Annotated in this window: 17 protein-coding genes; 9 read left to right on the forward strand and 8 right to left on the reverse strand. The window is 71.2% G+C overall.

What is annotated here, in order from left to right; translation table 11 throughout:
* The first annotated feature begins 16 nt into the window (after positions 1-16).
* The 6 genes from ACFV8T_RS02330 (at position 17) to ACFV8T_RS02355 (ending at position 9,619) form a co-directional block, all read left to right on the forward strand.
* Complete coding sequence (locus tag ACFV8T_RS02330; protein WP_385323527.1) at positions 17-1,189, forward strand: LacI family DNA-binding transcriptional regulator; 1,173 nt, start codon at positions 17-19, stop codon at positions 1,187-1,189.
* Between the two features lie 14 nt (positions 1,190-1,203).
* Entirely contained in the window at positions 1,204-2,838 is a 1,635-nt protein-coding gene (locus ACFV8T_RS02335) for an FAD-dependent oxidoreductase (RefSeq protein ID WP_385323529.1), read from the forward strand.
* Between the two features lie 103 nt (positions 2,839-2,941).
* Entirely contained in the window at positions 2,942-4,045 is a 1,104-nt protein-coding gene (locus tag ACFV8T_RS02340) for a Gfo/Idh/MocA family protein (protein ID WP_385323532.1), read from the forward strand.
* Positions 4,042-4,767, forward strand: a complete 726-nt coding sequence (locus ACFV8T_RS02345) for a polysaccharide deacetylase family protein (protein ID WP_385323534.1) — start codon at positions 4,042-4,044, stop codon at positions 4,765-4,767. The genes ACFV8T_RS02340 and ACFV8T_RS02345 overlap by 4 nt, the downstream gene beginning before the upstream one ends.
* A gap of 46 nt (positions 4,768-4,813) precedes the next feature.
* Positions 4,814-7,825, forward strand: a complete 3,012-nt coding sequence (locus tag ACFV8T_RS02350; RefSeq protein ID WP_385323535.1) for an alpha-mannosidase — start codon at positions 4,814-4,816, stop codon at positions 7,823-7,825.
* A gap of 54 nt (positions 7,826-7,879) precedes the next feature.
* Positions 7,880-9,619 carry a protein kinase gene (locus ACFV8T_RS02355; protein WP_385323537.1) on the forward strand — a complete coding sequence of 580 codons (1,740 nt, stop codon included), beginning with the start codon at positions 7,880-7,882 and terminating at the stop codon, positions 9,617-9,619.
* Positions 9,620-9,631: 12 nt separating this feature from the next.
* Here the strand turns inward: ACFV8T_RS02355 and ACFV8T_RS02360 are convergent, their stop codons facing one another.
* The 7 genes from ACFV8T_RS02360 to ACFV8T_RS02390 form a co-directional block, all read right to left on the reverse strand.
* Positions 9,632-10,261, reverse strand: a complete 630-nt coding sequence (locus ACFV8T_RS02360; protein WP_385323540.1) for a hypothetical protein — start codon at positions 10,259-10,261, stop codon at positions 9,632-9,634.
* Entirely contained in the window at positions 10,258-10,941 is a 684-nt protein-coding gene (locus tag ACFV8T_RS02365) for a hypothetical protein (RefSeq protein ID WP_385323542.1), read from the reverse strand. The genes ACFV8T_RS02360 and ACFV8T_RS02365 overlap by 4 nt, the downstream gene beginning before the upstream one ends.
* 142 nt (positions 10,942-11,083) lie before the next feature.
* Entirely contained in the window at positions 11,084-12,058 is a 975-nt protein-coding gene (locus tag ACFV8T_RS02370; RefSeq protein ID WP_385323544.1) for an acetylxylan esterase, read from the reverse strand.
* A 115-nt stretch (positions 12,059-12,173) separates the two neighbouring features.
* A complete protein-coding gene (locus ACFV8T_RS02375) occupies positions 12,174-14,918 on the reverse strand; it encodes a hypothetical protein (RefSeq protein WP_385323546.1) in 2,745 nt (914 codons plus the stop codon).
* A gap of 220 nt (positions 14,919-15,138) precedes the next feature.
* Entirely contained in the window at positions 15,139-16,065 is a 927-nt protein-coding gene (locus tag ACFV8T_RS02380; protein ID WP_385323549.1) for a carbohydrate ABC transporter permease, read from the reverse strand.
* Entirely contained in the window at positions 16,065-17,096 is a 1,032-nt protein-coding gene (locus tag ACFV8T_RS02385; RefSeq protein ID WP_385323552.1) for a carbohydrate ABC transporter permease, read from the reverse strand. The genes ACFV8T_RS02380 and ACFV8T_RS02385 overlap by 1 nt, the downstream gene beginning before the upstream one ends.
* 77 nt (positions 17,097-17,173) lie before the next feature.
* The gene (locus ACFV8T_RS02390) at positions 17,174-18,556 is read right to left on the reverse strand and encodes an extracellular solute-binding protein (RefSeq protein WP_385323555.1); all 1,383 of its coding nucleotides are present in this window, start codon (positions 18,554-18,556) and stop codon (positions 17,174-17,176) included.
* A 230-nt stretch (positions 18,557-18,786) separates the two neighbouring features.
* Here ACFV8T_RS02390 and ACFV8T_RS02395 point away from each other — a divergent pair, with 230 nt between their 5' ends.
* From ACFV8T_RS02395 to ACFV8T_RS02405, 3 genes are all read left to right on the forward strand, one after another.
* Positions 18,787-20,598, forward strand: a complete 1,812-nt coding sequence (locus ACFV8T_RS02395; RefSeq protein ID WP_385323558.1) for a hypothetical protein — start codon at positions 18,787-18,789, stop codon at positions 20,596-20,598.
* 263 nt (positions 20,599-20,861) lie between these two features.
* Positions 20,862-21,170 carry a hypothetical protein gene (locus tag ACFV8T_RS02400; protein WP_385323559.1) on the forward strand — a complete coding sequence of 103 codons (309 nt, stop codon included), beginning with the start codon at positions 20,862-20,864 and terminating at the stop codon, positions 21,168-21,170.
* Positions 21,136-22,275, forward strand: a complete 1,140-nt coding sequence (locus ACFV8T_RS02405) for a PP2C family protein-serine/threonine phosphatase (protein ID WP_385323561.1) — start codon at positions 21,136-21,138, stop codon at positions 22,273-22,275. Before ACFV8T_RS02400 ends, ACFV8T_RS02405 begins: the two co-directional genes overlap by 35 nt.
* Positions 22,276-22,320: 45 nt before the next feature.
* Here the strand turns inward: ACFV8T_RS02405 and ACFV8T_RS02410 are convergent, their stop codons facing one another.
* Positions 22,321-23,526 (reverse strand): aromatic acid exporter family protein, encoded by a 1,206-nt coding sequence (locus ACFV8T_RS02410; protein WP_385323563.1) that lies wholly within the window; start codon positions 23,524-23,526, stop codon positions 22,321-22,323.
* Positions 23,527-23,548 lie beyond the last annotated feature (22 nt).

Here is a 23,548-nt window from a genome sequence, read left to right on the forward strand (position 1 = left end):
GGAGGGTGGTGGCTGGATGGGTACGTCCGGGCCCAAGTACCAGCGCATCAAGGATGAGTTGCGGGCCGAGGTGGCGCGTGACGAGTACGAGGCCGGTGCTCCGTTCATCACGCAGAACCAGCTGCGCGAGCGCTTCGGCGTCAGCTCCACCACCGCCGTCCGGGCGCTCAACGACCTCGTCGCGGAAGGCCTGTTGGTGCGCCGCCGCGGCCGGGGGACCTTCGTCGCCGACCCCGGGGACCGGGCCGCGGAGCCGGTTCCGTCCCACCGGTCCGGTGTGATCGCCTGCATCATCAGCGGCCAGGGGCCGTACCAGTCGGAGGTGCTGCGCGGGATCGAGTCCGGCTGTTCGGAACGCGGGATGCGGCTGTTCTTCTCGGACTCCGCCGTCCATATGACCGACACCGGGCACGCCGACCAGGGCGCGTCGCTGGCCCGCCAGGACCAGGCGCTGCGCCAGGCCGTCGAGGACCGGGTCGACGGCATCATCCTGTACCCCGTCGAGGAGGCGCCCGACGCCGGTGTCCTCGACGAGATCAGACGCCTGCGCATCCCGATGGTCCTGGTCGACCGGTACTTTCCGGGGCACGCCATCGACGCGGTCACCGCCGACAACTACCACGTCGGCTACCGGCTCACCGAACATCTGCTGGCCGACGGCCACGAGCGGATCGCGACGCTCTGGGGCGAGACGCACTGCACCAGCGTCCACGACCGGATGACCGGGCACAAACAGGCGCTGCGCGCCCATGGCCAGCCCCTGCTCCCCCAGTTGACCGCGCTGCGCTCGTACACGGCGCTGCCCGAGGACGACCGCAAGCAGCTGCTGACCGACCTGCTCGGCTCGCCCGAGCCGCCGACCGCCCTGCTGTGCGCCCATGGTTTCGCCGTGGCCACCGCCGCCGCCGATCTGGCCTCGCTCGGCATCGCCGTACCCGACGAGATCGTGCTGGCCGGCATGGACGACGCCGGCCCCTACGATCTGCTGCCGCTCACCAGCTTCGCCGCCCGGCTGCCCGCCAGGGAGATCGGCGGCCGGGCGGTCGAGCAGCTGGTCACCCGGATCGCGGAGCGCACGGCGGGCGAGGACCCGTACCGCAGCGCCGAGCAGATCGTGCTTCCCGTCCGGATCAGGACGCGCGAGTCCGTGCCGGTCCGGCTCCGTACCGTCGCCGCCCGCCGGCCCTGAGGGAGGAGACTCCTGTGTTCGCCGCCCCCACCCCCCGTACCCGCGAACTCGGGACCGATGTCCTGGTGGTCGGTGCCGGTCTCGGTGGTCTCGCCGCCGCGCTGACCGCCGTCAGGTTCGGACACCGTGTCGTGCTCACCGAGGCGACCGACTGGCCCGGTGGTCTGTTCACCGCGCAGGCCGTGCCGCTCGCGGACGGCCACCGCATCGAACTGGACCCCGTCTCCCCCGGCTACCGCGATCTGCGTGAGCGGATACGCGACTTCTACCGGCGCAACTACCCGCTGTGCCCCGAGCCGTTCGCCGATCCGCTGCTCGACCCCGGTCTCAGTACCACCGGCCATCTCAGCCACGAACCGCGCGCCGCGCTCGCGGTCGTCCAGGAGCTCCTCACCCCGCACCTCGCCTCCGGCAGGCTCACCCTGCTGCTCGGCCACCGCCCGGTCGCGGCCCAGGCCGACGGGGACCGGGTGGCCGCGGTCACCCTGGAGGCGGCGGACGGCGAGCCGCTGACGGTCAGCGCCTCCTACGTCGTCGACGCGACGGACCTGGGCGAACTGCTCGGCCTCGCGGGTGTCGAGCACGTCACCGGCGCCGAGTCCCGCGAGGAGACCGGCGAGCCGCACGCGCCCGCCCTCGCCGATCCGCTGGACCAGCAGCCGGTCTCCTGGGTCTTCGCCCTGGACCACCGCCCCGGCGAGGACCACACCATCGACCGGCCGGCCGGCTACGCCCGGTGGTCCGAGACCTTCTCCTGGGACACCGCGGAACCGGGCGGCGGCCCGGCCCGCTCCGTACCGCTCTTCCTGCACGAGCCGGACGACGTCCCGCACTGGGCCGCACCGCCCAACGACCGCTGGCACCAGCTGCGGGCACTCGCCCGGAGCCGGTATCTGCCCGGTACGTTCGACAGCGACATCACCCTGGTCGACTGGGAGCAGACCGCCTGCACCCGGCTCCCGCTCACCGGGTCCGGGGACGAGGTGCGGGCCGGGGCGGAGCGGGAGGCACGCGAGCAGGCCCTGTCGTTCCTGTACTGGATGCAGACGAGCGCGCCCCGGCACGACGGCGGTCACGGCTATCCGGAGCTGCGGCTGAGGCCCGATGTCACGGGCACGGTCGACGGGTTCGCCAAGGCCCCGCACGTACGCGAATCCCGGCGCATCCGGGCCGAGTTCACCCTGCTGGAACACCATCTGACCGCCGCGGCACGGGCCGGGGCACCGGGCGCCGAGACCTTCACGGACAGTGTGGGCACCCTGCGCTCCCGGATCACACTGCTCCCCGGGACCGGTGGGGGTGCGGGGCTGGATCTGGAATGCCTGCCGTTCCAGCTGCCGCTGGGCGCCCTGCTGCCGGTACGGGTGGAGAATCTGCTTCCGGCCGGGCGGAACATCGGCGCCACCCATCTCAGCGCACCCGCGCTCGGCGGGCACGCGGGCCAGTGGAGCATCGGTGAGGCCGTCGGCGCACTGGTCTCGTACTGCCTGGAGCACCGGCTGCCGCCGCGTGCGGTCCGCGGGAGCGAGTACCGGCTCACCTCCTTCCAGAACCGGTTGAGCACTTCTCTCGGTCTCGCCCTCGACTGGCCTGACCGGCTCCGCACCGGACCCGTGACCAGTGCCGGGGCGCTCTACGCCACCCTCTGACACCCATGGCCCTTCCTTCGGGAAGGGCACCTTCCCGACACGCTGGAAAACGCTTACCAATCCCGGCGGCTCACGCCCTCAGCCTGGACGGCCCTCTGTGACTGTGACCCCTTATCGTGTACTCCTCGTCGGCGCGGGCAACATCGCCCGTGCCGTCCATATGCCGGCGTTCCTCGAACTCCCCTCGGACTTCGCGGTGGTGGGCGCCGTCGATGCCGATCCCGTGGCCGCCCGCTCCTTCGCCACCGACTTCGCGCTCCCCCACCACTCCACCGATCTCGCCGCGTCGCTGAGCGAGCTCCGTCCCGATCTCGTCGTCATCGCCTCGCCGCCCGTCGCCCACCGGGAACAGGTCGTCACGGCCCTGGCGGCCGGGGCCTGGGTGTGGTGCGAGAAGCCGCCCGCGCTCAGCCTGGCGGAGTACGACGCCATGGCCGCAGCCGAGGGCGAGCACGGTCCGTACGCGCCGATCGTCTTCCAGCACCGGTTCGGTTCGGGGGCCGAGCACGCCAAGGCGCTCATCGCCTCCGGGGAGCTGGGGGCGCCGCTGGTCGCCCACTGCCAGACCACCTGGTACCGCGACGACGACTACTACGCGGTCCCCTGGCGCGGGAAGTGGGCGACCGAGGGCGCGGGCCCCGCCATGGGGCTCGGCATCCACCAGATCGATCTGCTGCTCGAACTGCTCGGCGACTGGGCGGAGATCCGGGCCATGGCGGGCCGGCTGGCCCGTGACGTGGAGACCGACGACGTCACCACCGCCACCGTGCGCTTCGCCTCCGGCGCGCTGGCCACCGTGGTCAACAGCGCCCTCTCGCCGCGCCAGCTGAGTCATCTGCGGATCGATCTGCGCGACGCCACGATCGAGCTGAACCATCTCTACGGATACGGGAACGGCGACTGGACCTACACCCCGGCACCCGGTGTCGACCCCGGCCGGGCCGACCGCTGGAGCTCCCCGGCCGAGGACGTCCCGAGCTCGCACAGCGCCCAGCTCCGTTCCCTGCTGGCCGACATGCGGGCGGGGCGGCGGCCCAGGGCGAGCGCCGGGGACGGCCGCCGCTCCCTGGAGCTGATCACCGCGATGTACAAGGCGGCGCTCACCGGCCGCCCGGTGCCGGCCGGCGAGATCGTCCCCGGCGACCCCTTCTACACGGCGCTGCACGGCTCGGTACCCGGCTGGGCACCGCAGGAGTCCGGGCGATGACCGACCGTCCGCAGGACCGCGCCGACCGTGCCCTCCTGCTCACCTTCGACGACCGGCACGTACGCGAATGGGCCGCCGCCGCACCGCTGTTCACGTCCTACGGCGCGCGTGTCACCTTCTTCGTCTGTGAGCCGGACCGGCTGGACCGGGACGAGGTGCGCTTGCTGCGCCGGCTCGCGGACGACGGCCACACCATCGGCTGCCACGGCCTGCGGCACGAGCGCGCACCCGAGTTCGTCGCTGCGCACGGTCCGGCCGCCTATCTCGACCGGGAGGTGGTGCCCGCGCTGGACGGGCTGCGCCGCCTCGGCTTTCCGTCCCGCAGCTTCGCCTACCCGTGCAGCGCCCGCGACGAGGACACCGACCGGCTGCTGCTCACGCTCTTCGAGCGGCTGCGCGGCGGAGTGCCCGTCGGCCGCCGCGCCGATCCGTCACTCGCGGACGACCTGCACGTCCCGGCCGGCGATCTCCCCGCCCGGCGGGTCCTGCCGGGCTGTTCGGTGGACTCGGGGCGCGGGAGCCTCGCGTACGGGGACGATCTGAGCGGCGTCGAGGCGTCGCTGCGCCGGACCGCCGGCCAAGGCGGCGTGACCACGCTCTACGCCCACTGCGTCGCCGACGCCCACGAGGCCAACCATGTGACCCCGGCCCGGCTGGAGAAGCTCCTGGCCGTGGCCGACGGGATGTCACTGCCCTGCGTGGGCTTCGACGAGCTTCCCTGAACCACTACCGCGTCGCACACATTTCATTGAGAGGGGCCCTTCACTCATGCATGACGACCGCACACTGACCGAGGAACGGCTCGACCGCGCCCTGCGCGAGCGCATCCGCCCCGCCGTCCACCCCCGCACCGCGCCCCTGGAGTTCGAGGTCTGGCACGCCCCCGGCGAACCGGTGCCCTTCAGCGAGGCGATGGCCGCCCCCTTCAAGCCCGGCGCCATCGGCGACGACTGGGGGCCGGCCTGGGGCACCAGCTGGTTCAAGGTGACCGGCCGCGTCCCGGCGGACTGGGCCGGTGAGACCGTGGAAGCGGTGATCGACCTCGGTTTCGCCAAGGACCGGCCCGGGTTCTCCGCGGAAGCGCTGGCCCACCGGCCGGACGGCAGCGTCGTCAAGGCCCTCAACCCGCGCAACACCTGGCTGCGGGTCGGCGAACCGGTGGCGGGCGGCGAGGAGGTCGCCTACGTCCTCGAAGCCGCCGCCAATCCGGAGATCCTGGACGGCATCAGTGCGCTGGGCGACCGGGAGACCGCGGGCAGCGAGCCGCTGTACCGCGTCGAGCGGATGGACCTCGCGGTCTTCGACCGGCAGGTGTGGGAGCTGGTCCAGGACCTGGAGGTGCTCGATCAGCTGATGCGGCAGCTGCCGCTCGGCTCGGCGCGCCGCTGGGAGATCCTGCGCGCGGTGGAGCGCTGCCTGGACGCCCTGGACCTGGACGCCGTGGGCGCGAGCGCGCCCGCCGCCCGGGAGCGGCTGCGCGACGTGCTCTCCTCCCCCGCGCACGCCTCCGCCCACCGGCTGTCGGCGGTGGGTCACGCGCACATCGACTCGGCCTGGCTGTGGCCGCTGCGGGAGACGGTGCGCAAGGTCGCCCGCACCACCTCCAATGTGCTGGCGCTGATGGACGACCGTCCGGAGTTCGTCTTCGCGATGTCGCAGGCGCAGCAGCTGGACTGGCTGCGGGAGCATCAGCCCGCGCTGTACGCCCGGGTGAAGGAGAAGGTCGCCGCCGGTCAGTTCGTGCCGGTGGGCGGGATGTGGGTGGAGTCCGACACCAACATGCCCGGGTCGGAGGCACTGGCCCGGCAGTTCGTGCACGGCAAGCGGTTCTTCCTGGAGGAGTTCGGGGTCGAGACCGAGGAGGTGTGGCTGCCCGACTCGTTCGGCTACTCGGCGGCGCTGCCGCAGCTGGTGAAGCTCTCCGGTTCGCGCTGGTTCCTCACCCAGAAGATCTCGTGGAACACGACGAACCCGTTCCCGCACCATTCCTTCCTGTGGGAGGGGCTGGACGGCACCCGGGTCTTCACCCACTTCCCGCCGGTGGACACCTATGTGGCCGAACTGTCCGGCGAGGAGCTCGCGCACGCCGAGGAGAACTTCCGGGACAAGGGCCACGCCACGCGCTCGCTCGTGCCGTTCGGCTGGGGCGACGGCGGTGGCGGCCCCACCCGCGAGATGCTGGCGCGCGCCGAACGGCTCGCGGATCTGGAGGGTTCGCCCCGGGTGGCGATCGAGAGGCCCGCGGACTTCTTCGCCGCCGCCGAGGCGGAGTACGACCGGCCGCCGGTGTGGCTGGGCGAACTGTATCTGGAGCTGCACCGCGGTACGTACACCTCGCAGGCGCGGACCAAGCAGGGCAACCGGCGCAGCGAGCATCTGCTGCGGGAGGCGGAGCTGTGGGCGGCCACCGCCGCCGTCCGGACCGGATTCCCTTATCCGCACGAGGAGTTGGACCGGATCTGGAAGAACGTGCTGCTGCACCAGTTCCACGACATCCTGCCGGGTTCGTCCATTGCCTGGGTGCACCACGAGGCCGAGGCGACGTACGCCCGGATCGCCGGTGAGCTCGAAGCGGTGATCGGGGCGGCGCAGCGGGCACTGGCCGGCGCTCCGGAGGAGGGCGGCACGGTCGTGTTCAACGCCGCTCCGCACGGCCGGGCCGGCATCGCGGCGGGGGGCGCGGCACTCGCTCCGCAGGACCCGGAGCCGGCGGTGGAGGTCGAGGAGCTCGACTCCGGCTTCCGGCTGGACAACGGACTGCTGCGGGTGACCGTGGACGAGCGGGGGCTGGTGGTCTCGGTCGTCGACCTGGCGGCCGGGCGCGAGACGGTCGCCCCGGGCTGCGCGGCGAATCTGCTCCAGGTGCACCCGGACCTGCCCAACCGCTGGGACGCGTGGGACGTCGACGCCTTCTACCGCAACACGGTGACCGATCTGACCGAGGCGGACGTGGTGCGCCGCAGCGGCGACGGGGTCGAGGTGGTGCGTACCTTCGGCTCGTCCCGGGTCACCCAGCTGCTGACGCTGCGGCCGGGTGCCCGGCGTCTGGACATCGACACCGAGGTCGACTGGCACGAGCAGGAGAAGTTCCTCAAGGCGGCGTTCCCGATCGATGTGCGCGCCGATCACTCCACGGCGGAGACCCAGTTCGGGCACGTCCAGCGGCCCACGCACACCAACACCAGCTGGGAGGCGGCCAAGTTCGAGATCTGCGCCCACCGCTTCCTGCACGTCGGCGAGCCGGGCTGGGGTGCGGCGCTGATCAACGATTCGACGTACGGGCACGATGTGACGCGTACGGTCCGCGAGGACGGCTCGACCACGACCACGGTACGGCTGTCGCTGCTGCGGGCGCCCCGCTATCCCGACCCGGCGACCGACCAGGGCGTGCACCGGCTGCGGTACGCGCTGCTGCCGGGGGCGACGATCGGTGACGCGGTCCGTGAGGGCTGGGGCTTCGGCCTTCCCGAACGCCGGGTGCCGGGCAGTGCCGAGGTCGCCCCGCTGGTCTCGGTCGACGACGAGGCGGTGGTCGTGACCGCCGTGAAGCTCGCCGACGACGGCAGTGGCGATGTGGTGGTCCGGCTCCACGAAGCCCACGGCGGACGGGCCTCGGCCCGTCTGACGGCGGGCTTCGCACTGGCCGGGGCGAGCGTCACCGATCTGCTGGAGCGTCCGCTCGCCGACGAGACCGCCGAGGTGGACGGCGATGCGGTACGGCTGGCGCTGCGGCCCTTCCAGATCGTGACGCTCAGGCTCACACCGAACAACGACGTGTGAGGCGTACGGGGTGGGTGCCTACGGCCGTGCACCCGCCCCGTACTCTTTTTTTCCATGAACGCTGGGGGGCCTGTGCGCCGCGTGATCGACGACCGTTTCGAGCTGGTGGACAGGCTCGGCAGTGGCGGTATGGGCATGGTGTGGCGGGCCCACGACCTGGCCCTGCACCGCGATGTGGCGCTCAAGGAGGTGCGGCCCCCGGACCCGGCGCTCGCCGAGAGCGACCCCGAGTCGGCCAGGCTGCTGCGCGAGCGGGTGCTGCGTGAGGCCCGTGCGCTGGCCCGGCTCGACCACCCGGGTGTCGTCACGGTCCACCACATCGTGGACGGCGGCGACGGGACGTACCCGTGGATCGTGATGGAGCTGGTGCCCGGCGCCTCGCTCGCGGAGCGCCTGGCCGAGGGCACGCTCTCCCCGGTCGAGGCCGCCGGGCTGGGCCGCGGGGTGCTGTCCGCGCTGCGCGCCGCCCATGCCGCCGGAATCCTGCACCGCGACGTCAAGCCCGCCAACGTACTGCTGCGGGCCGACGGGAGTCCGGTGCTCACCGACTTCGGCATCGCGGCGATCCGCGAGTCCACCAGTCTGACGGCGACCGGCTCCATCATCGGTTCCCCCGACTACATGGCGCCCGAGCGCATCCGCGGCAAGGAGGGCGAGCCGACGTCGGACCTGTGGTCGCTCGGCATGATGCTGTACGTCGCCGTGGAGGGCCGGCATCCGCTGCGCAAGGCCACCACACTGGCGACGCTGGCGGCCGTGCTGGACGAGGAGATCCCGCCGCCCCGGCAGGCCGGTCCGCTGACGCCGGTGCTGGACGCGCTGCTGACCCGGGACACGGCCGCGAGGCCAGGTCCCGAGGAGCTCGACCGGATGCTGGCGTCGGTGGTCGCGCCGACGGGCGAACCGGCCGCGGCGGCCGGACCCAGTCGTGCGGAATCGCGGGATGCCGTACCGCCTCGCCAGGACCCGCCCACCCGGCGGGACGCGGTGCCGCCCGGCTTCGGCCAGGCCGGCCCGACCACCGTCCTGCCCACCGCCCCCGTCCGGCGCCCGTCCGGCGCGCAGGGGTCCGGCCACCGGCCCGTCACCACTCCCCGGCGTTCCGAACCCGCGACGCTGGGGTCCCAGGAGATCCGTCGCCGGGTCCGGCGGGGCCGTGCCGTCGCGCTCGCCATCGCGCTCGCCGGGACCGCCCTGACCGGCGCCCTGGTGTGGTCGCTGGTGCCCGACTCGGGCACGAAGGTCTCCGGCAGCACGCCGTCCGCCTCGGGCCGGACCCCGGACCGTCCGTCCACGGACGGGGCCGAGGCGAAGGAAAGCGCGCCGGGGGCCCCGGCACCGACCAAGAATCTGCTGACGCCCACCGCCGCGCGGTCCGTCATCGCGGCGCTCAAGCCGGTGATGGGCGGCACCAGGGTCACGTCGTTCTCGCTGTTCGACGTGCACGCGAGCGTCGAGGCCCCGGTCGCGAAGAACAAGGGCCTGTACGACGTCTACACCTACCGGGACGGCAAGGCCGCCCGCGAACGCGCGGGCGGCACCCTCCAGCCGGACGCCAAGTCCGTGGACCTGGAGAAGTTCAACTGGGACGCCCTGCCGGGGCTGATCCGCCGGGCGGACAAGGAGCTCGGTGTCGCCGAGCCGACCAGCCACTACGTGGACATCGACCCGGCCTCCCCGTTCGACGGCTTCCAGCCGACGCTGAGCGTCTACGTATCGGACGAGTACGGCGGCGCCTATCTCCGGGCCGACATCAACGGCAAGGTGCTCAAGGAGTATCCGCGCAACGGCTGAGCCCGGCGGGGGTCAGCCGAGCAGCCGCACCAGTACCAGCAGCACGGCCGCGCAGGCCACGCCCGTCACCAGCGTCCAGAAACCGGCCGGGAGTCCGCCGGTCCGGTCCTTGACCTCGGCCGGCGGGGAGACGCTGTTCGCGCGGGCCAGCCATTCGCGGGGCGGGTTGTTGGGGATGACGACCCGCCAGGGCTGCTCGGGGTCGTACTCGACGACGGCCCTGGACCGGCCCAGCAGGCCCTGTACGTCGAGCGGGTGACAGACCTGGACCCGGTACGCGGGGAGTCCGTCGGGCATCACGGTGAGGTCGAAGGCGAACACGGACTTCACCGACCGCCCGTCGAGGACGGGCCGGCCGGTCTTCTTGTCGACGGTCCTCACCCCGTTGACCACGGCGGGCGCGAAGGCCCGCGGTCCGCCGGAGCGCAGCCCCGACATCGCGATGCCCGCCCGCAACGGCTCGGCCACACCACCGAGGATCGCCAGGATCAGGGCCGTCGCCGGGATACCGGTCAGCAGCAGCCAGCGGGGGCCGTCCACGGCGCCCTGGACCAGTGCGGCGAAGGAGAGTCCGATGAGCAGCACCGCCCCCAGCCTGAGCGAGGCGAAGAGCCTGCGCAGGGACGCTATCGATCGGTTCATGAGATGCGCAGCAGCTTTCGGTGGGGAACCGCGACCCGGGTGAGAGCGGGGTCGCCGGGGCGGTCGGCGTCGTACACGGCGAGGACGTCCCGTCTGAGGGCGATGCGTTCCACGACGGCCGGGACCTCATGGCGCACCCCGGCCTCGTCGTCGAACACCACGCTGACCTCGCCGTACCTGCGGCCCACCGGCCGCCAGCCCTCCAGCACCGCGTCGGCCGTGGTGTAACGGCGGGACAGCCTGCGCAGTCCCGCGGTGCGCCGCAGGCTGACGGCCGCGCCCCACCATGCGGCGAGGCAGCCCACGCCCGCGACCGACCACAGGAAGGTGAGCCATTGGGAGACGGAGAAGTCGCCCAGCGGAAGGAGGATGTGGAAACTGGTGACGGTGCTCCGCTCGACCTGACCCTCCGCCAACGCGTCGTACCAGCCGGCTGCGGCTGCGACGGCGGAGAGTGCGATCACCGCGCCCGGTGCCGCTCGGTGCAGATACCGGGCGGAGAGCAGACCGAGGGCGACGGCGAAGACCGTTCCGAGCATCGGGGACAGGGCCGCGAACTGGTCGCTGGCGCAGCCCCCGGTCCCGTCGCAGGCCCATCGCACGCCCGCCGCTTCGTGGCTGGAGATGTACCACATCATCCAGACCTGCCACACCATCAGCGCGCAGGCGATGACACGCATCGCCTGTGCATAGGCCTTCTGCCGCACTGTCCGCCCTTGTCCTAGCCACATCGCAGGGCATTGACGTGCCCCGACGGACGATATACGTGCTGTCCACACTCTGTCCGTGATCCACACCACGCCGGCCGGAGCGCGGCAGGGCTCAGGCCGTCCGGTCCAACGCCTTCGGCACCCAGCGGAGCTGGGCGGTCTCCTGGAACATGGCACCGCCTTCGTGTCCGTTGAACGGGTAGACCTCGATCTCCTTCTCGCCCGGGTACGCGTTGTGGGCGGCGAAGACCGTGGACGGCGGGCAGACCTGGTCCATCAGGGCGACGGAGAAGAGCGCGGGGGCACCGCCCCGTGCGGCGAAGGACACCCCGTCGAAGTACGACAGGGTGCGCAGGACGGTCTCCTCCTTGCCGCGGTGGATCTTGAGGTAGCGGGCTATCTCCGCGTACGGGTTGGAGTCGGTGAGTGTGACGGCCCGTCCGAAGTGGCAGAGGAACGGGACGTCGACGGCGATGGCGGCCAGGTCGGGAACGAGTCCGCCGACCGCGAGGGTGATGCCGCCGCCCTGGCTGCCGCCGAGCGCGACGGTGCGGGCGGGATCGGCGAGCGGATGGGAGCGGGCCGCTTCCACGGCGCGTACGGCATCGGCGTAGACCCGGCGGTAGTAGTAGCTCTCCGGGTCCTCGATGCCCCGGGTCATGAAGCCCGCGTGCGAGGGGCCGGAGCCGACCGGGTCGGGGGTGTCACCGACGTTGCCGCCACTGCCCTGGCCCCGCACGTCCATGATGAAGTGGGCGAAGCCTGCCAGCGGCCACATGCCCCAGCAGTGCGGAAGGCTGCGGCCGCCGTTGTAGCCGTGGAACTGGACGACGAGCGGGAGCGGGCCCTCGGCGTTCGCGGGGGCGCTGAACCAGCCCTTGATGGGGTGGCCGCCGAAGCCGGCGAACGTGACGTCCCAGGTGCGCATGCCGGTCAGTCCGGTCTCGACGGGTTCGAAGGAGACCGCGGGGTCGTGGGCGCGGGTCTCGGCGAGGGTCTTCGCCCAGAAGGCGTCGAAGTCGTCCGGTTCGTCGATCTGCGGCCGGTAGGCGCGGAGTTCGGGCAGCGGCATGTCGAACAGGGCCATGGGGGCTGGTCTCCTCACGGTGGGATGGCGAACAGTGTGCCGTGCGGTGGTACGGCATGGAGCGGCGGGGCCGGGTGCTGTCAGGTGCACCCGGCCCCGCCCGTCGTGGGGTGGTTCAGTCGGTCAGCTGGACGGCCCGCAGGCCGGCGGCGCTCTTGGAGTTGTTGGCGATGGAGGCGCCCCACTCCGACCAGCCGCGCGCCCGGCCGTCGTTGTCGCTGTCGTTGACGACGAAGCCGAGTCCGATGGATTCGGTGGGCTTGCCGGACAGGCCGAGCGAGGCCCACGGCACCGTCACCGTGTAGCGGGTGGTGGTGCCGTCACGGGTGATCTGCGCGGTGGCGCCCGGGGTCGGACCGGCGGACTGGCCGGACGGCGCCCGCCAGGTGTAGACCTGCGGCTTGCCGCCCATGAGCGAGGCGCCGAACTCGACGTACTGCTTGCTGCGGCCCGGCACCTGGGGGGTGACGGCGAACTGGATGCTGTCGCCCTGCCACATGTTCTCGGCGGTGGTGGCGGGCTGTGCCAGGACGTTGTCCGTGATCGCGCCCTTGAGCACGAGTCCGGCGTCGGTGTACTGGGGCCGGATGGCGCCGGACAGGTCGGCCGCGCCCTTGTAGCCGCCCTGGTAGCTCACGGTGCCGTCGCCGATGACATCGATGGGCGTGGTGGTGTCGGTGCCGGCCGGCTGGACGGAGCCCCAGCCGTTCCAGGCGCCCACGGCGGTCCTGGCGCCGTCGGGGGTGTTGATGTAGGCGGCGGTCCAGTAGCGCTGCCACTGCTTGATGTTGCGCGCGTCCACGGTGTACGAGGCGCTGGAGTCGGTGCCGACCTTGATCGGACCGTCGATGGTGCCCCGGTCCAGGTAGGTGGTGCCCGCGTTCACCTGCCAGTCCAGCTTGGTGAGTTCGAGCGGGCTGTGGACGCGGTTGTTGGTGACGGTGACCTTCAGCGCGGCGGCGAACGGGTCCGCCTTCTTCACGACCGGATCGAAGGTGACCTGGGTCGGCGGCACCACTTCGGTGTCGGAGGTGAGGCGGGCGAGGCTCAGCGGCCCGAACCCGACCGTACCGCTGACGGTACGCGGGCCGGTGAGGGCCGAGGTGGGCAGCTGCACGGTCTGGCGGACGACCTTGCCGGGCCGCGCGGTCACCCGGTACCTCTCCCCGGCGATCCGGAAGTCGTAGCGCACCGGCAACGGCTTCCGGTCCTTGGTGCCGTCGACCTGGAGCACGGCGTCGACGGTCTCCTCCGTGTTGGAGTGCTGCGGCAGCCGGAGGGAGAACACGGGGCCGGTCACGGTCTTGACCGCGGTGACCGCGCCCTTGACGTACAGCACCTTGCCGTCGATGCCGAGCTGCACCTTGCCGCCGACCGGGATGTACGTCTTCTCGTGGCCCAGCTGGTCGGTGACGGTGACCGGGCCGGTGGCCGAGAGCTCCGCCGTTCCCGGTGTCGCGGCGGTGGTGTAAAGGGCCCGGACCGTGTCGGTCCCGGTGCCGAAGCGGTACGAGCGGACATCGGCGGAACCGGCGTCGTCACGGCCTGCGTAGGCGCGGCCCGCGAGCTGCCGGATCAGCACGCCCTCGGTGACCACGGACTGCTTGGGCTGCCAGGCCTTGACCTCGGCGGTGGGACGCTTGAAGGCGCCGAAGTTGTGTTCCTTGTTGGTGGCGTCGGTGCCGTCGTTGGTGAGGTCGTACCAGTAGTAGCGGTCGACGCCCGAGGCGAACGAGAAGATCTGGGCGCGCGGCACGTACGCGGCCTGCTGAGCGGGGGTGACGCCGTCGCTGTGGGTCGGGTAGCCGTTCTCGGTCATCCAGAGCGGGAAGTCCTTGCCGCCTGCCGCGTCCAGGTCGGCGCGTACCTGCGGCAGCCTGTCCAGCGCGGTCTCGGGCGGGCTCGGGTAGCCGTACTGGTGAACGCTGAGCGCGTCCATGTAGTTCAGGCCACCGATCGCGTACAGCCGCTTGAGCCAGTCGGTCTGGAGCCCGGCCAGGCCGCCGCCGACGACGGTGGCGTCCGGGACCTTGGCGTGCACCTTGCCGTAGCTCGCCTGGAGCAGCTTGACATAGCAGTCCGCGGTGATGCCGCAGGTGCCGTTGTTGAAGCCGGTCGAGTTGTACTCGTTGTAGATCTCGATTTCCTTCGAGGACTGCTGGTACTTCTCCACGGCGGCGGCCGTGAACTTTCCGTAGGCGTCCAGCGCCGCGTCGGAGGCCGGTGTCCGGTTGCCGTCGTAATTGGGGTTCCGGTAGCCGGAGATGGGCAGGGCGGTCAGCCCCTGCGACTTGGCGTACGGGATGTGCTGGTCGGTGGAGTAGCTGCTCCAGGAGTAGGCGCCGGGCGTCTTCTCGATGGCGCCCCAGTTGATGTCGGAGCGGATCCCGTGCATGCCCATCAGCTTGACCGAGCGCAGCAGCTTCTGGTCGTCGCCGTCGTTCCACCCGTAGTGGATGCCGGTGCCGAAGCGGGTGTCCTGCTGTTCCTTGCCGGTCAGCGCGGTCAGCACGCCGAAGTTGGCGGTACGGGTGGTGGCGCCGGCGGTCGCCGTGAGCGTGTAGTAGCCGCTGCCGAGCTTGGTGACGTCGACGGTGGCCGTTCCGCCCGAGACCGGTGCGGTACCCGACGCGACGGTCAGGCCCTGGTCGTCGATGGCCTTCCAGGCCACCGAGGCCTCGTCGGAGGCCAGGGTGATCTTCGCCTGTCCCTTGATGAAGATCAGGTCGGGCGAAGTCACGGTGAGGGCACCGGCCGCGTGGGCGGCCGGTGCCGTACCGGGCAACGGCGCCGCCACCAGCAGGCAGCCGAGCAGCGCGGCCGCGCCGCCCCATGCGGCGGGCCGTCCGGAGCGACCCATTACTCTGGCCGGAGCCAGAGGACCTGGCCGGATCGTGCCGTTCTGTTCCATCGAGGCTTCCTCTCGATCGGATCGGCGCGGTGCGTATCGGTGGTTCCCGGGTGGGGGTGTGCTCCGTCGGCTGTACCCCGGCGGAGCACACCGGCCCGTGTTCCGTCGGCGCGCACCGCTGCCGCCGCCGGCCGGCGCGGACGGGTCCGCGCCGGTGCCCGGGTGGTCCTCATCCCTTGAGGCCGGTGAAGCCTCCCCCGCCGCGTACGATCTGCCGCTGGAAGATCAGGAACAGCACGACCGGGGGCAGGATGGCGAGCAGCATCCCGGCGATGAGCAGCGACTGTTCCGCCGTTTCCGCGAGGCGCGGCAGTGCGGCGGAGATGGGCTGCTTCTCGGTGTCCGGGATGACGATCAGTGGCCAGAGGAAGTCCTTCCAGGAGTTCATGACCGTCAGCAGGGTCACCACCGCGAGGATCGGCCGCGACATGGGGAGCACGATCCGGCGGAAGATGACGAACGGCCCCGCACCGTCGACCTTGGCGGCCTCGAAGAGTTCGCGCGGGATGCCGTCGAAGAACTTCATCACGATCAGTACGGTGAAGGCGCTGGCCGCGTGCGGCAGCCAGACGCCCCACGGGCTGTTGGCGAGCGAGATGCCGAGGCCCGGCAGATCGAGCACGGTGAGGTAGAGCGCCACCAGGGAGATGGAGCCGGGGATGAAGAGGGTGGCGAGCACCATCCACCGCACGGGCGTCGCCCACTTGGGGCGCAGCACGGACAGGACGTAGCCGCCGGTGGTGGCGACGACGAGGTGGGCGACGACCGAGCCGGTGACCAGGACCACGGTGTTCCAGAGGTACTGGCCGACCTGGAGTTCGTTCCAGGCGCGGGAGAGGTTGTCCCATTGCGCGTGGCCGGGCCAGAGCGCCAGCGGGTCGCGCAGCAGCTCCTGGGTCGGTGAGACGGCGCCCTTGAACGTCCAGTAGAGGGGCGCCGCCCCGAAGGCGAGCAGCAGCAGGAGCGAGAGCGTCTGTACGGAGCGGAGCGAGAAGCGTACGGAGGTCCGCCGCCGGTCGGCGTTGGATATCAGTCCGCGTCCGGTCTCCTCGGAGCGGTTCCTGCGGCGGGTGCGAAGGGGGATCTGTACGGCCATCAGTTGCTCCAGCTCCTCGTCGCCCGCAGATAGATCGCCGAGAGCACACCGAGCACGAGGGCCAGCATGACGCTGAGTGCGGTCGCGGCTCCGAAGTCGCCGTTCTGGAAGGCGTAGTTGTAGATCAGCATCAGGATGGTGAGAGTGGAGTCCTCCGGGCCGCCGTCGGTCATCACGAAGGGTTCGGTGAAGATCTGCAGGGTGCCGATGATCTGGAGCAGCAGCATGATCAGGATGACCCCGCGCAGCGACGGCAGGGTGATGTGCCAGACCCGGCGCCAGATGCCCGCGGCGTCGATCTCGGCGGCCTCGTACAGTTCGCCCGGTACGGAGCCGAGCGCCGCCAGGTAGATGATCACCGTGGAGCCGAACCCCGCCCAGGTGGCTTCCAGGACGATCGACAGCATCGCGGTGTCGGTGGACTGCAGCCAGGGGTACGGGCCGAGGCCCACATGGGCCAGCAGCTGGTTGAACAGGCCGGCGTCCGGGTCGTAGAACACCTTCCACAACAGGACCGAAACCACCGGGGGAATCGCCACCGGCAGGTAGGCGAGGATGCGGAACAGCGTGCCGCCGCGGCGCAGTTCGGCGATGAGCACCGCGAGGAAGAGCGGCACCGGGAAGCCGATCACCAGGGCGAGCGCGGCGAACAGCGCGGTGTTCTTGACGGCCTTCCACAACAGCGGGTCTTCCAGCACATGGCGGAAGTTGTCCAGCCCCACCCAGGTGGCCGGGTCGACCAGATTGGTCTGCTGGAAGCTGAGCTGCACGCTCTGGACGATCGGCCACCACGAGAAGTAGGCGAAGCACAGCACCATCGGCAGGCCGAACAGGATGGTGGTGACACCTCCTTGCCTGACCCAGCGGACGAAGCGTTCCACCGGGCCGCCGCGGTGCGGGGAGGCGGTGCGCGGCGGCCCGTCGGGGGTCCGCGGACGTACCGCGGACGGGTCGGCGGAACGTTGTTTCTTCGTCCGGTCCTTCTGGGTGCGGTTCCCGGCGGGCGCCGCAGGCGCTTGCGACCTGCTCATTGACGTCTCCTCGCCTCTCCTCGTGCTGTGCTCACTGCCTGATGTACCGGACACGCTCCGGCTGCCGGGAGGTGGTTCTAGTTCTGCGCCCGCTCCACCTGGGACTCGACCTGTGCCGCGGCCTTCTTCAGCTGCTCCGCCGGGTCGGCGTCCTGGCGGGTCAGTACGGCCTGCACGGCACTGTCGAGGGCCTTGTAGACGTTCTGTGCCTCGACGGACGGCTCGATGCGCAGTTCGTAGTCGCCGAGCGCCTTGGTGTACGGGGCGAAGTGCTCGACCGGCACGTTGGCCTGCTTGTTGACGGCGGCGTCGACCGGGTCGGCGATGGCCGGCTTGTAGAACGGGACGGCCGGCACGCCGACGACGGCTCCGTCCTTCTTCTTGGCCGCCGCGTCCTTCTCTGCGAGTGCGACGTCGTACTTGGTGGAGAGGTAGTAGAAGTCGATGAACTTCGTCGCGGCCTCGCGCTGCTGCGCGGTGGCCCTGGGGCTGATCACCGCGATGGTCCCGCCGGCCAGGGTCCGCTTGTTGCCGCCGTCGACGGGCATGGCGCCGAGACCGATGGTCTTCGGGTCGCCCTTGTACTGAGCGATGTAGTGGCCGACCAAGCTCGGTCCGGCGATCGTCATGCCGATCTTCCCGGCGGAGAAGTCCTTCTCCATGTCGGTGATGTTGCGCAGCTGGTTCTTGCCCATCGAGTCGTCCGTCCAGCGCATGTCCTTCAGCGCCTTCAGCGACTTCTCCGCGCCGCTGCCGGCACGGTCGAAGGTGTTGACCCACTTGCCTCCGGACTCCTCCTGCATGCTGTCGCCGAAGGAGTACGCCATCGCGGTCAGCATCCAGCCGCCCGTGTTCTCCTTGGTCATCTGCGCGTATCCGGTGGCGTCGGTCTTCTCGGAGATCGCCTTGGCCGCCGTACGGACCTCGGACCAGGTGGTCGGCGGCTTGTCCGGGTCGAGTCCGGCCTTCTCGAACAGGTCGCGGTTGTAGACGAGACCGAGGGCGTACTCCTCGGTGGGAATGCCGTAGAGCTTGCCGTCCACGCCCTTCGCGGCCCCGAGCGCGACGTCGTTGAAGTCCTCGCTGTGCTTCAACCCCTTGAAGTCCGCGGTGAGATCGGCGATCTGCCTGCGCTTGATCAGGCCCGACATCTCGGTGAGCGGTACCCGTACGATCGTCTCCAGGCTGCCGCCGCCCACCTTGGTCTGGAAGCTCTGCTGGTCGTACTGGTACTCGTTCGTCTTGATCTTGATCTTGGGGTTCGCCTTCTCGAACTCCGCCACCCGCGCGTCGAACGTCTTGAGCGCGGCCGCGTTGGTGGCGGGCGGGCGCCCGGAGACGGTGATCGTCACCGTGCCGTCGGCAGCCGCGTCGCTGCCGGAACCGGAACACGAGGCAAGCACGCAGACGAGCGCACCCGCGGTGACGCCCGTCAGGGCGATGCGCAGGGAGGGTCTCATCGGGGACTCCATTCAAGGGCGGACCGGAAACTGGCCGGAAAGCGTTTTCCAGCCGGGGTCACCTTGCACCGCCCGATATCGCCGCGTCAATGGGTTAGCTGCGGACTTCTGCCCCGGAGTCCAACGTATGCCCCTTGCCGGAGCGTTGACGTCGGCTTAGCCTCTGGAAAACGCTTCCCAAGCGTTGTCGAAGATCGTCGGACCGACGATCGCGAGCTGGAGGACATCCCGTGCACCCTGCCTGGTCGGCCGCCTCGTACGACCGCACCCTGCTGCGAGCGGCCCTCGACGAGGGCGACCGCTGCTGGGACGCCGAGGCGAACCTGCTGCAGGTCGAAGCCCCGTACAACCCCATCCACACCAACATCAAGGGCGGCCCCGCACACCCCACCCGCAACTCCCTGCACTACGCCCTCCTGCTGCTGGAACGCGGCGGCGAGGGCGACGCCGAGCGCGCCCATGCCGTGATTCTGCGGATCGCCGGGCTCCAGGACCGCTCACCGGAGAACGCCACCTACGGCATCTGGGGCTACTACGCGGAGGAACCGGCCGCGGAGATGGACCCGGCCGACTGGAACTGGGCGGACTTCCTCGGCATCGCCCTGCTGCTGGTGCACGCCCGCCACGGCGACGGCCTGCCGGCCGAGGTGCGGCACGAGCTGAGGGAGTCGGTACGGCACGCGGCCGCCTCGATCGTCCGCAGGAACGTGCACTTGACGTACACGAACGTCGCCGTCATGGGTACGTTCGTGACGCTCGCCGCCGGGAAACTCCTCGACGACGAGGATCTGTTCGCCTACGGCAAGGACCGCGTGGTGCGGCTCTCGCGGGCCATCGACCGCACCGGCAGCTTCACCGAGTTCAACAGCCCCTCCTACTGGGGTGTCGTGCTCCAGACCCTGACCCTGATCAGGGAACACGTCGACGACGCGGAGGTGCTGGAGCTCAACGACCGGCTGCACGACCGCCTCTGGCTGCACTTCCTGGCCCGCTGGCACCCGCCGACCCGCCAGCTCTCCGGCCCGATGGCCCGCTGCTACAGCAACGACCTGGGCGTGCCGCCGTTCCTGGCGAAGGCGGTCCGGGGGGTGCTCGGCGCGCCGGAGCCCCGACCGGTCCGGGGCGAGATGTCGACCGGACTGGACTCCTGCGTGGACTACCGGATGCCCGACTGGGCCCTGCCCCGGCTGCTGGAGCTGGAGAACGAGCACGAGCACCGGGAGCTGTTCACCGAGAGCCCGGCCCCGGAGACGGGCACCACCTGGCTGGACCCGGTCACCACCCTGGGCAGCGTGAACCACCAGGACACCTGGTTGCAGCGACGGCCGTTGTTCGGCCACTGGGTGCGCCCGGACGGGACCTCCGGGCATCTGCACGTCCATCTGATGAAGGACGACGGGGCGGAGGACTTCGACTTCGCCTCGGGTGTGCTCTCCACCGTGCAGAGCGGTCCGCATGTGGCCTGGCTGACGGGCTTCGCCTGCCCGGCGGGCGACCGGCACCACCACCTCGACATGATCGAGCCGGGAGACCGGTTCCGGGCCCGGTCGCTGCGTCTGGTGGTGGACCTGATCGGTGCGCCCCCAGTGGCGGGGACAACCGTGATCGACGGCGGCGTCGAACTCGACCTGGGGACGGCGCGGCTGGACTTCCGGCTGGCCGGAGGCGCCTTCGGCGGCCGTACGCCGACGGCCCGGCTGGTCCCGCGTGCCGACGGGGTGCGGATCGAGGTGGTGCTCTTCGAGAGCTCGGCCCCGGTCGAGCTGGACTGGGCGGAGCTCGGCGACACCTTCGCCGCGGGAACCCTGTCCCTCGTCCCGTCCGGGACGGAGCGGGGGGCCCGGCCCATGCCGGATCCGGAGGTGGCCGTGACCGGTGACCGCGCCGAGGTGCGCTGGACGACCCCGCGGGGGAACCGGCTCACGGTGCGCGGCGGCCGGGCGGTCGTCTCCCGCGAGGAGCACGCCGCACTGCACTCCGCGACGCTGGACGGCGCCGCGCCGCCGTCGCGCCGCCTGTCGGACTCCCTGCTGGTTCCGTAGGCGTCCCGGGCCCCCGCCCCGGGACGACCGCAGCCGGCCGCACAAGCAACCCGCGGCCGGCTGCGCCCGCTTCGGCACGAAGGACAGGACGTGCGTCGGCGCGATGCAGCCGGTGGTCCGGCCGGTGCCGAAGAAGGGCGACATCCCGGGCCCTGCCATGGGGACAGGCCATCGCCGTCGCGCGCGGCCAGCGGCGGGACGCGACCACCGGGTTCGCGCCGCACACCTCGTCGGACAGGGCGACGGTCACCGAGTACTTCGAGATGCTCGCGCCGCCGCCGACCGCCGCCGGGCCGGCCGACCCGAAGGTCCGGAGCGATGGCTGCACCACCGGATGGACCGAGAAGATCACCGGGACGGGGACCGGAAGTCCCTTCCGGCGGTTCGCGCAGAAGGACCGGATCGAGGAGGCGGTCGCCGGGCAGGTGCAGGCGGTGCCGGTCTCCTCGGCCGGGCCCGTGGACGCCATGCGGGAGGCCGGCCGGGCGCTCGGCCGTACGAGAAGCGGAGACGGACCGGGTGAGGTATCCCGGAAGCATGGCTTCCCGGCGGTTCCTGCAGTCGATCCGTGAGTCCCGGCGGCGCAGGAACGCGCTCGTGGCGATGCCGTTCGCGCTGATCGCCGTCGTCACGGCGGTCGATGTCTTCGCGCCGCCGGATGTCCACCTCGGTCCGTTCCTGGTGGCGGCGCCCGCGGTGGCCGCCTCGTTCACCGGGCCGCGCATGACCGCCTTCGTCGGTGCGGTCGCCGTGCTGGCGCAGTCCCTGGTAGCCGTCGACCGCACCAGTCTCAGCGACCTCAACCACATCTACCAGATCGTCGCGCTCGTTCTCATCTCCGTCTTCGTCACCTTCTTCGCCCACCTGAGAGTCCGCAACGAGCAGGCCGTGGCCCAGCTGCGCTCGGTGGCCGAGGCGGCACAGCACGTGGTGCTGCGGCCGCTGCCCGGACGGAGCGGCCCCCTGCGCATCGCCTCGGTCTATCTGGCCGCGGAGGCGGAGGCGCAGATCGGCGGCGACCTGTACGCCGCCGCCCGCACCATGGGAGGCACCCGTCTGATCATCGGCGACGTACGCGGCAAGGGGCTCGCCGCGATCGGTGAGGCGGCCAGCGTCCTGGGTGCCTTCCACGCCCTGTCCCGCCAGCAGTGGCGGCTGCCCGAACTGGTGGCCCAGCTGGAGACGAGCATCGCCCCGGACCCGGGCTGCACCGCATCCGACGGGGAGGACGAGCACGGGGAGGACGACCCGGACCTCACGGAGTCCTTCGTCACCGCGGCCGTTCTCGACATCCCCGACGATGCCGCGGAGATCCACCTGGTCAGCTGCGGTCATCCGCCGCCGCTCCTGCTGCGCGCGGGTGAGGTGATCCCGCTCGGTGTGCGGACACCGGCTCCGCCGCTCGGACTGGCCCGCCTGGTGATCACTGAGCACACGGCGGAGACGTTCGGCTTCCAGGCCGGTGACACCCTGCTCCTCTACACCGACGGAGTCATCGAGTCCCGGGACCGGTCGGGGAATTTCTATCCGCTGCGGGAACGCGCCGCTTCGCGGTGCGGAGCGGGTCCCGACGCCCTGCTGGAGTCCCTGTGCGCCGACCTGTTGCGCCATGCGGGCGGCCATCTCGGGGACGACGCCGCACTGGTCGCCATCGAGCGCCTGCCGGCCTCCGGATGACGCCGCACCGACACCGTCCTCGGCTCTGCCGTTCGTGCCCCGCCCTCAGCTCTGCCCGGTGCCCAGCCGGCGTGACACGGCGCGCAGCCAGGGGTGGCGTTCGTGGAGCTGCGCGGAGCGCCGGTCGAGCTCCTTGCCCAGACGTTCCGTGCGCTTGTCGATGTCGAGCTCGTCCAGGATCCGGTCGACCTCGGCGAGCAGCGCGCCGTGCAACTGCCACTGCCTGGGGTGTTCCTGGACGTCTTCGAGGAGCAGATCGGCCACCCGGTCCCTGGTCGTACGGCTGACGGCGAGTGCGTGTGCCAGCCGGGTCTCCGCCTCCTCGGCGTTCTGCGCGAGCGGAGTGGTGATCAGCTCCGAGAAGCTCTCGACGGCACCGGCCATCTGCCCGAACAGCTCGGTCAGGGACTCGGCCACATCGGCGGGGAACAGCGTCTCGTCGGTACGGGCCTTGGCCAGGTCGGTCAGAGTGCGCGACAGTACCCGCAGCACCACGGCGCAGATCTCCAGGGTGTCCAGACCGGTGCGCAGTACGACCCGGTACAGCAGTCCCTGCCGGACGCGCGGATTGAGGGTGAGGCTGTCCTCCGCCTGCCGCAGCGAGGCATCGACCTCCACGATGTCGTGGTCGAGGCGGCGGGCCGCGTGGAGCCGGTCGGCCGCCCGCTCGACGGAGATGTGACCGCGCACGTCCTCGCCCATGGCACGGAACATCTGTCCCATCTCGCGGGCCAGGCCGTCGATGGAGGCGCCCGCGGGCTGCACCCACACGGGCGGCGCGAGAAGCAGGTTGAACAGCAGCCCCACACCGGCGCCGATCAGGGTCTCCAGCACCCGGTCCCAGGCGGTCGACGCGACCTGCGAGACGCCCAGCACGAGCATCGCGCTGATCGCCACCTCGGGTACGAACTCGCCGACGCGCACCAGCCGCCCGATGATCAGCGAGGCGAAGATCGTCAGCCCGAGGCTCCACCAGTTGAGGCCCACCAGCGCGCTGAACACAGTGGCGATGAGCACCCCGACCACGACCGAGTTCACCCGGCGGATGCCCGTGGTGAGGGTCGCGTAGAGGGTGACCTGCACGACGAGGAGCGCGGTGAGCGGGGCCGTGAGCGGTGCGGGATGGGGCAGGGCCCACACCGCCACGACGTAGGCGATGACGGCAGCCGCCGTGGAACGCAGGGTCTGCGCCCCGACCGGCTCCGTCGTACGCCGGACGAGCTCGATCACGGGTGCGGATACTCGTGCCATCTCCTTCCCATGCCCGTCCGTA

It is taken from the genome of Streptomyces sp. NPDC059832 (assembly GCF_042731715.1).
Taxonomy (GTDB): Bacteria; Actinomycetota; Actinomycetes; order Streptomycetales; family Streptomycetaceae; genus Streptomyces.

What these genes read in the sequence shown, in the direction of transcription:
- ACFV8T_RS02330 (WP_385323527.1), top strand. Translation starts at nt 17, where the DNA reads ATGGGTACGTCCGGGCCCAAGTACCAGCGCATCAAGGATGAGTTGCGG.
- ACFV8T_RS02345 (WP_385323534.1), top strand. Translation starts at nt 4,042, where the DNA reads ATGACCGACCGTCCGCAGGACCGCGCCGACCGTGCCCTCCTGCTCACC.
- ACFV8T_RS02350 (WP_385323535.1), top strand. Translation starts at nt 4,814, where the DNA reads ATGCATGACGACCGCACACTGACCGAGGAACGGCTCGACCGCGCCCTG.
- ACFV8T_RS02355 (WP_385323537.1), top strand. Translation starts at nt 7,880, where the DNA reads ATGAACGCTGGGGGGCCTGTGCGCCGCGTGATCGACGACCGTTTCGAG.
- ACFV8T_RS02360 (WP_385323540.1), bottom strand. Translation starts at nt 10,261, where the DNA reads ATGAACCGATCGATAGCGTCCCTGCGCAGGCTCTTCGCCTCGCTCAGG.
- ACFV8T_RS02365 (WP_385323542.1), bottom strand. Translation starts at nt 10,941, where the DNA reads ATGCGTGTCATCGCCTGCGCGCTGATGGTGTGGCAGGTCTGGATGATG.
- ACFV8T_RS02370 (WP_385323544.1), bottom strand. Translation starts at nt 12,058, where the DNA reads ATGGCCCTGTTCGACATGCCGCTGCCCGAACTCCGCGCCTACCGGCCG.
- ACFV8T_RS02375 (WP_385323546.1), bottom strand. Translation starts at nt 14,918, where the DNA reads ATGGGTCGCTCCGGACGGCCCGCCGCATGGGGCGGCGCGGCCGCGCTG.
- ACFV8T_RS02380 (WP_385323549.1), bottom strand. Translation starts at nt 16,065, where the DNA reads ATGGCCGTACAGATCCCCCTTCGCACCCGCCGCAGGAACCGCTCCGAG.
- ACFV8T_RS02385 (WP_385323552.1), bottom strand. Translation starts at nt 17,096, where the DNA reads ATGAGCAGGTCGCAAGCGCCTGCGGCGCCCGCCGGGAACCGCACCCAG.
- ACFV8T_RS02390 (WP_385323555.1), bottom strand. Translation starts at nt 18,556, where the DNA reads ATGAGACCCTCCCTGCGCATCGCCCTGACGGGCGTCACCGCGGGTGCG.
- ACFV8T_RS02400 (WP_385323559.1), top strand. Translation starts at nt 20,862, where the DNA reads ATGCTCGCGCCGCCGCCGACCGCCGCCGGGCCGGCCGACCCGAAGGTC.
- ACFV8T_RS02405 (WP_385323561.1), top strand. Translation starts at nt 21,136, where the DNA reads ATGGCTTCCCGGCGGTTCCTGCAGTCGATCCGTGAGTCCCGGCGGCGC.
- ACFV8T_RS02410 (WP_385323563.1), bottom strand. Translation starts at nt 23,526, where the DNA reads ATGGCACGAGTATCCGCACCCGTGATCGAGCTCGTCCGGCGTACGACG.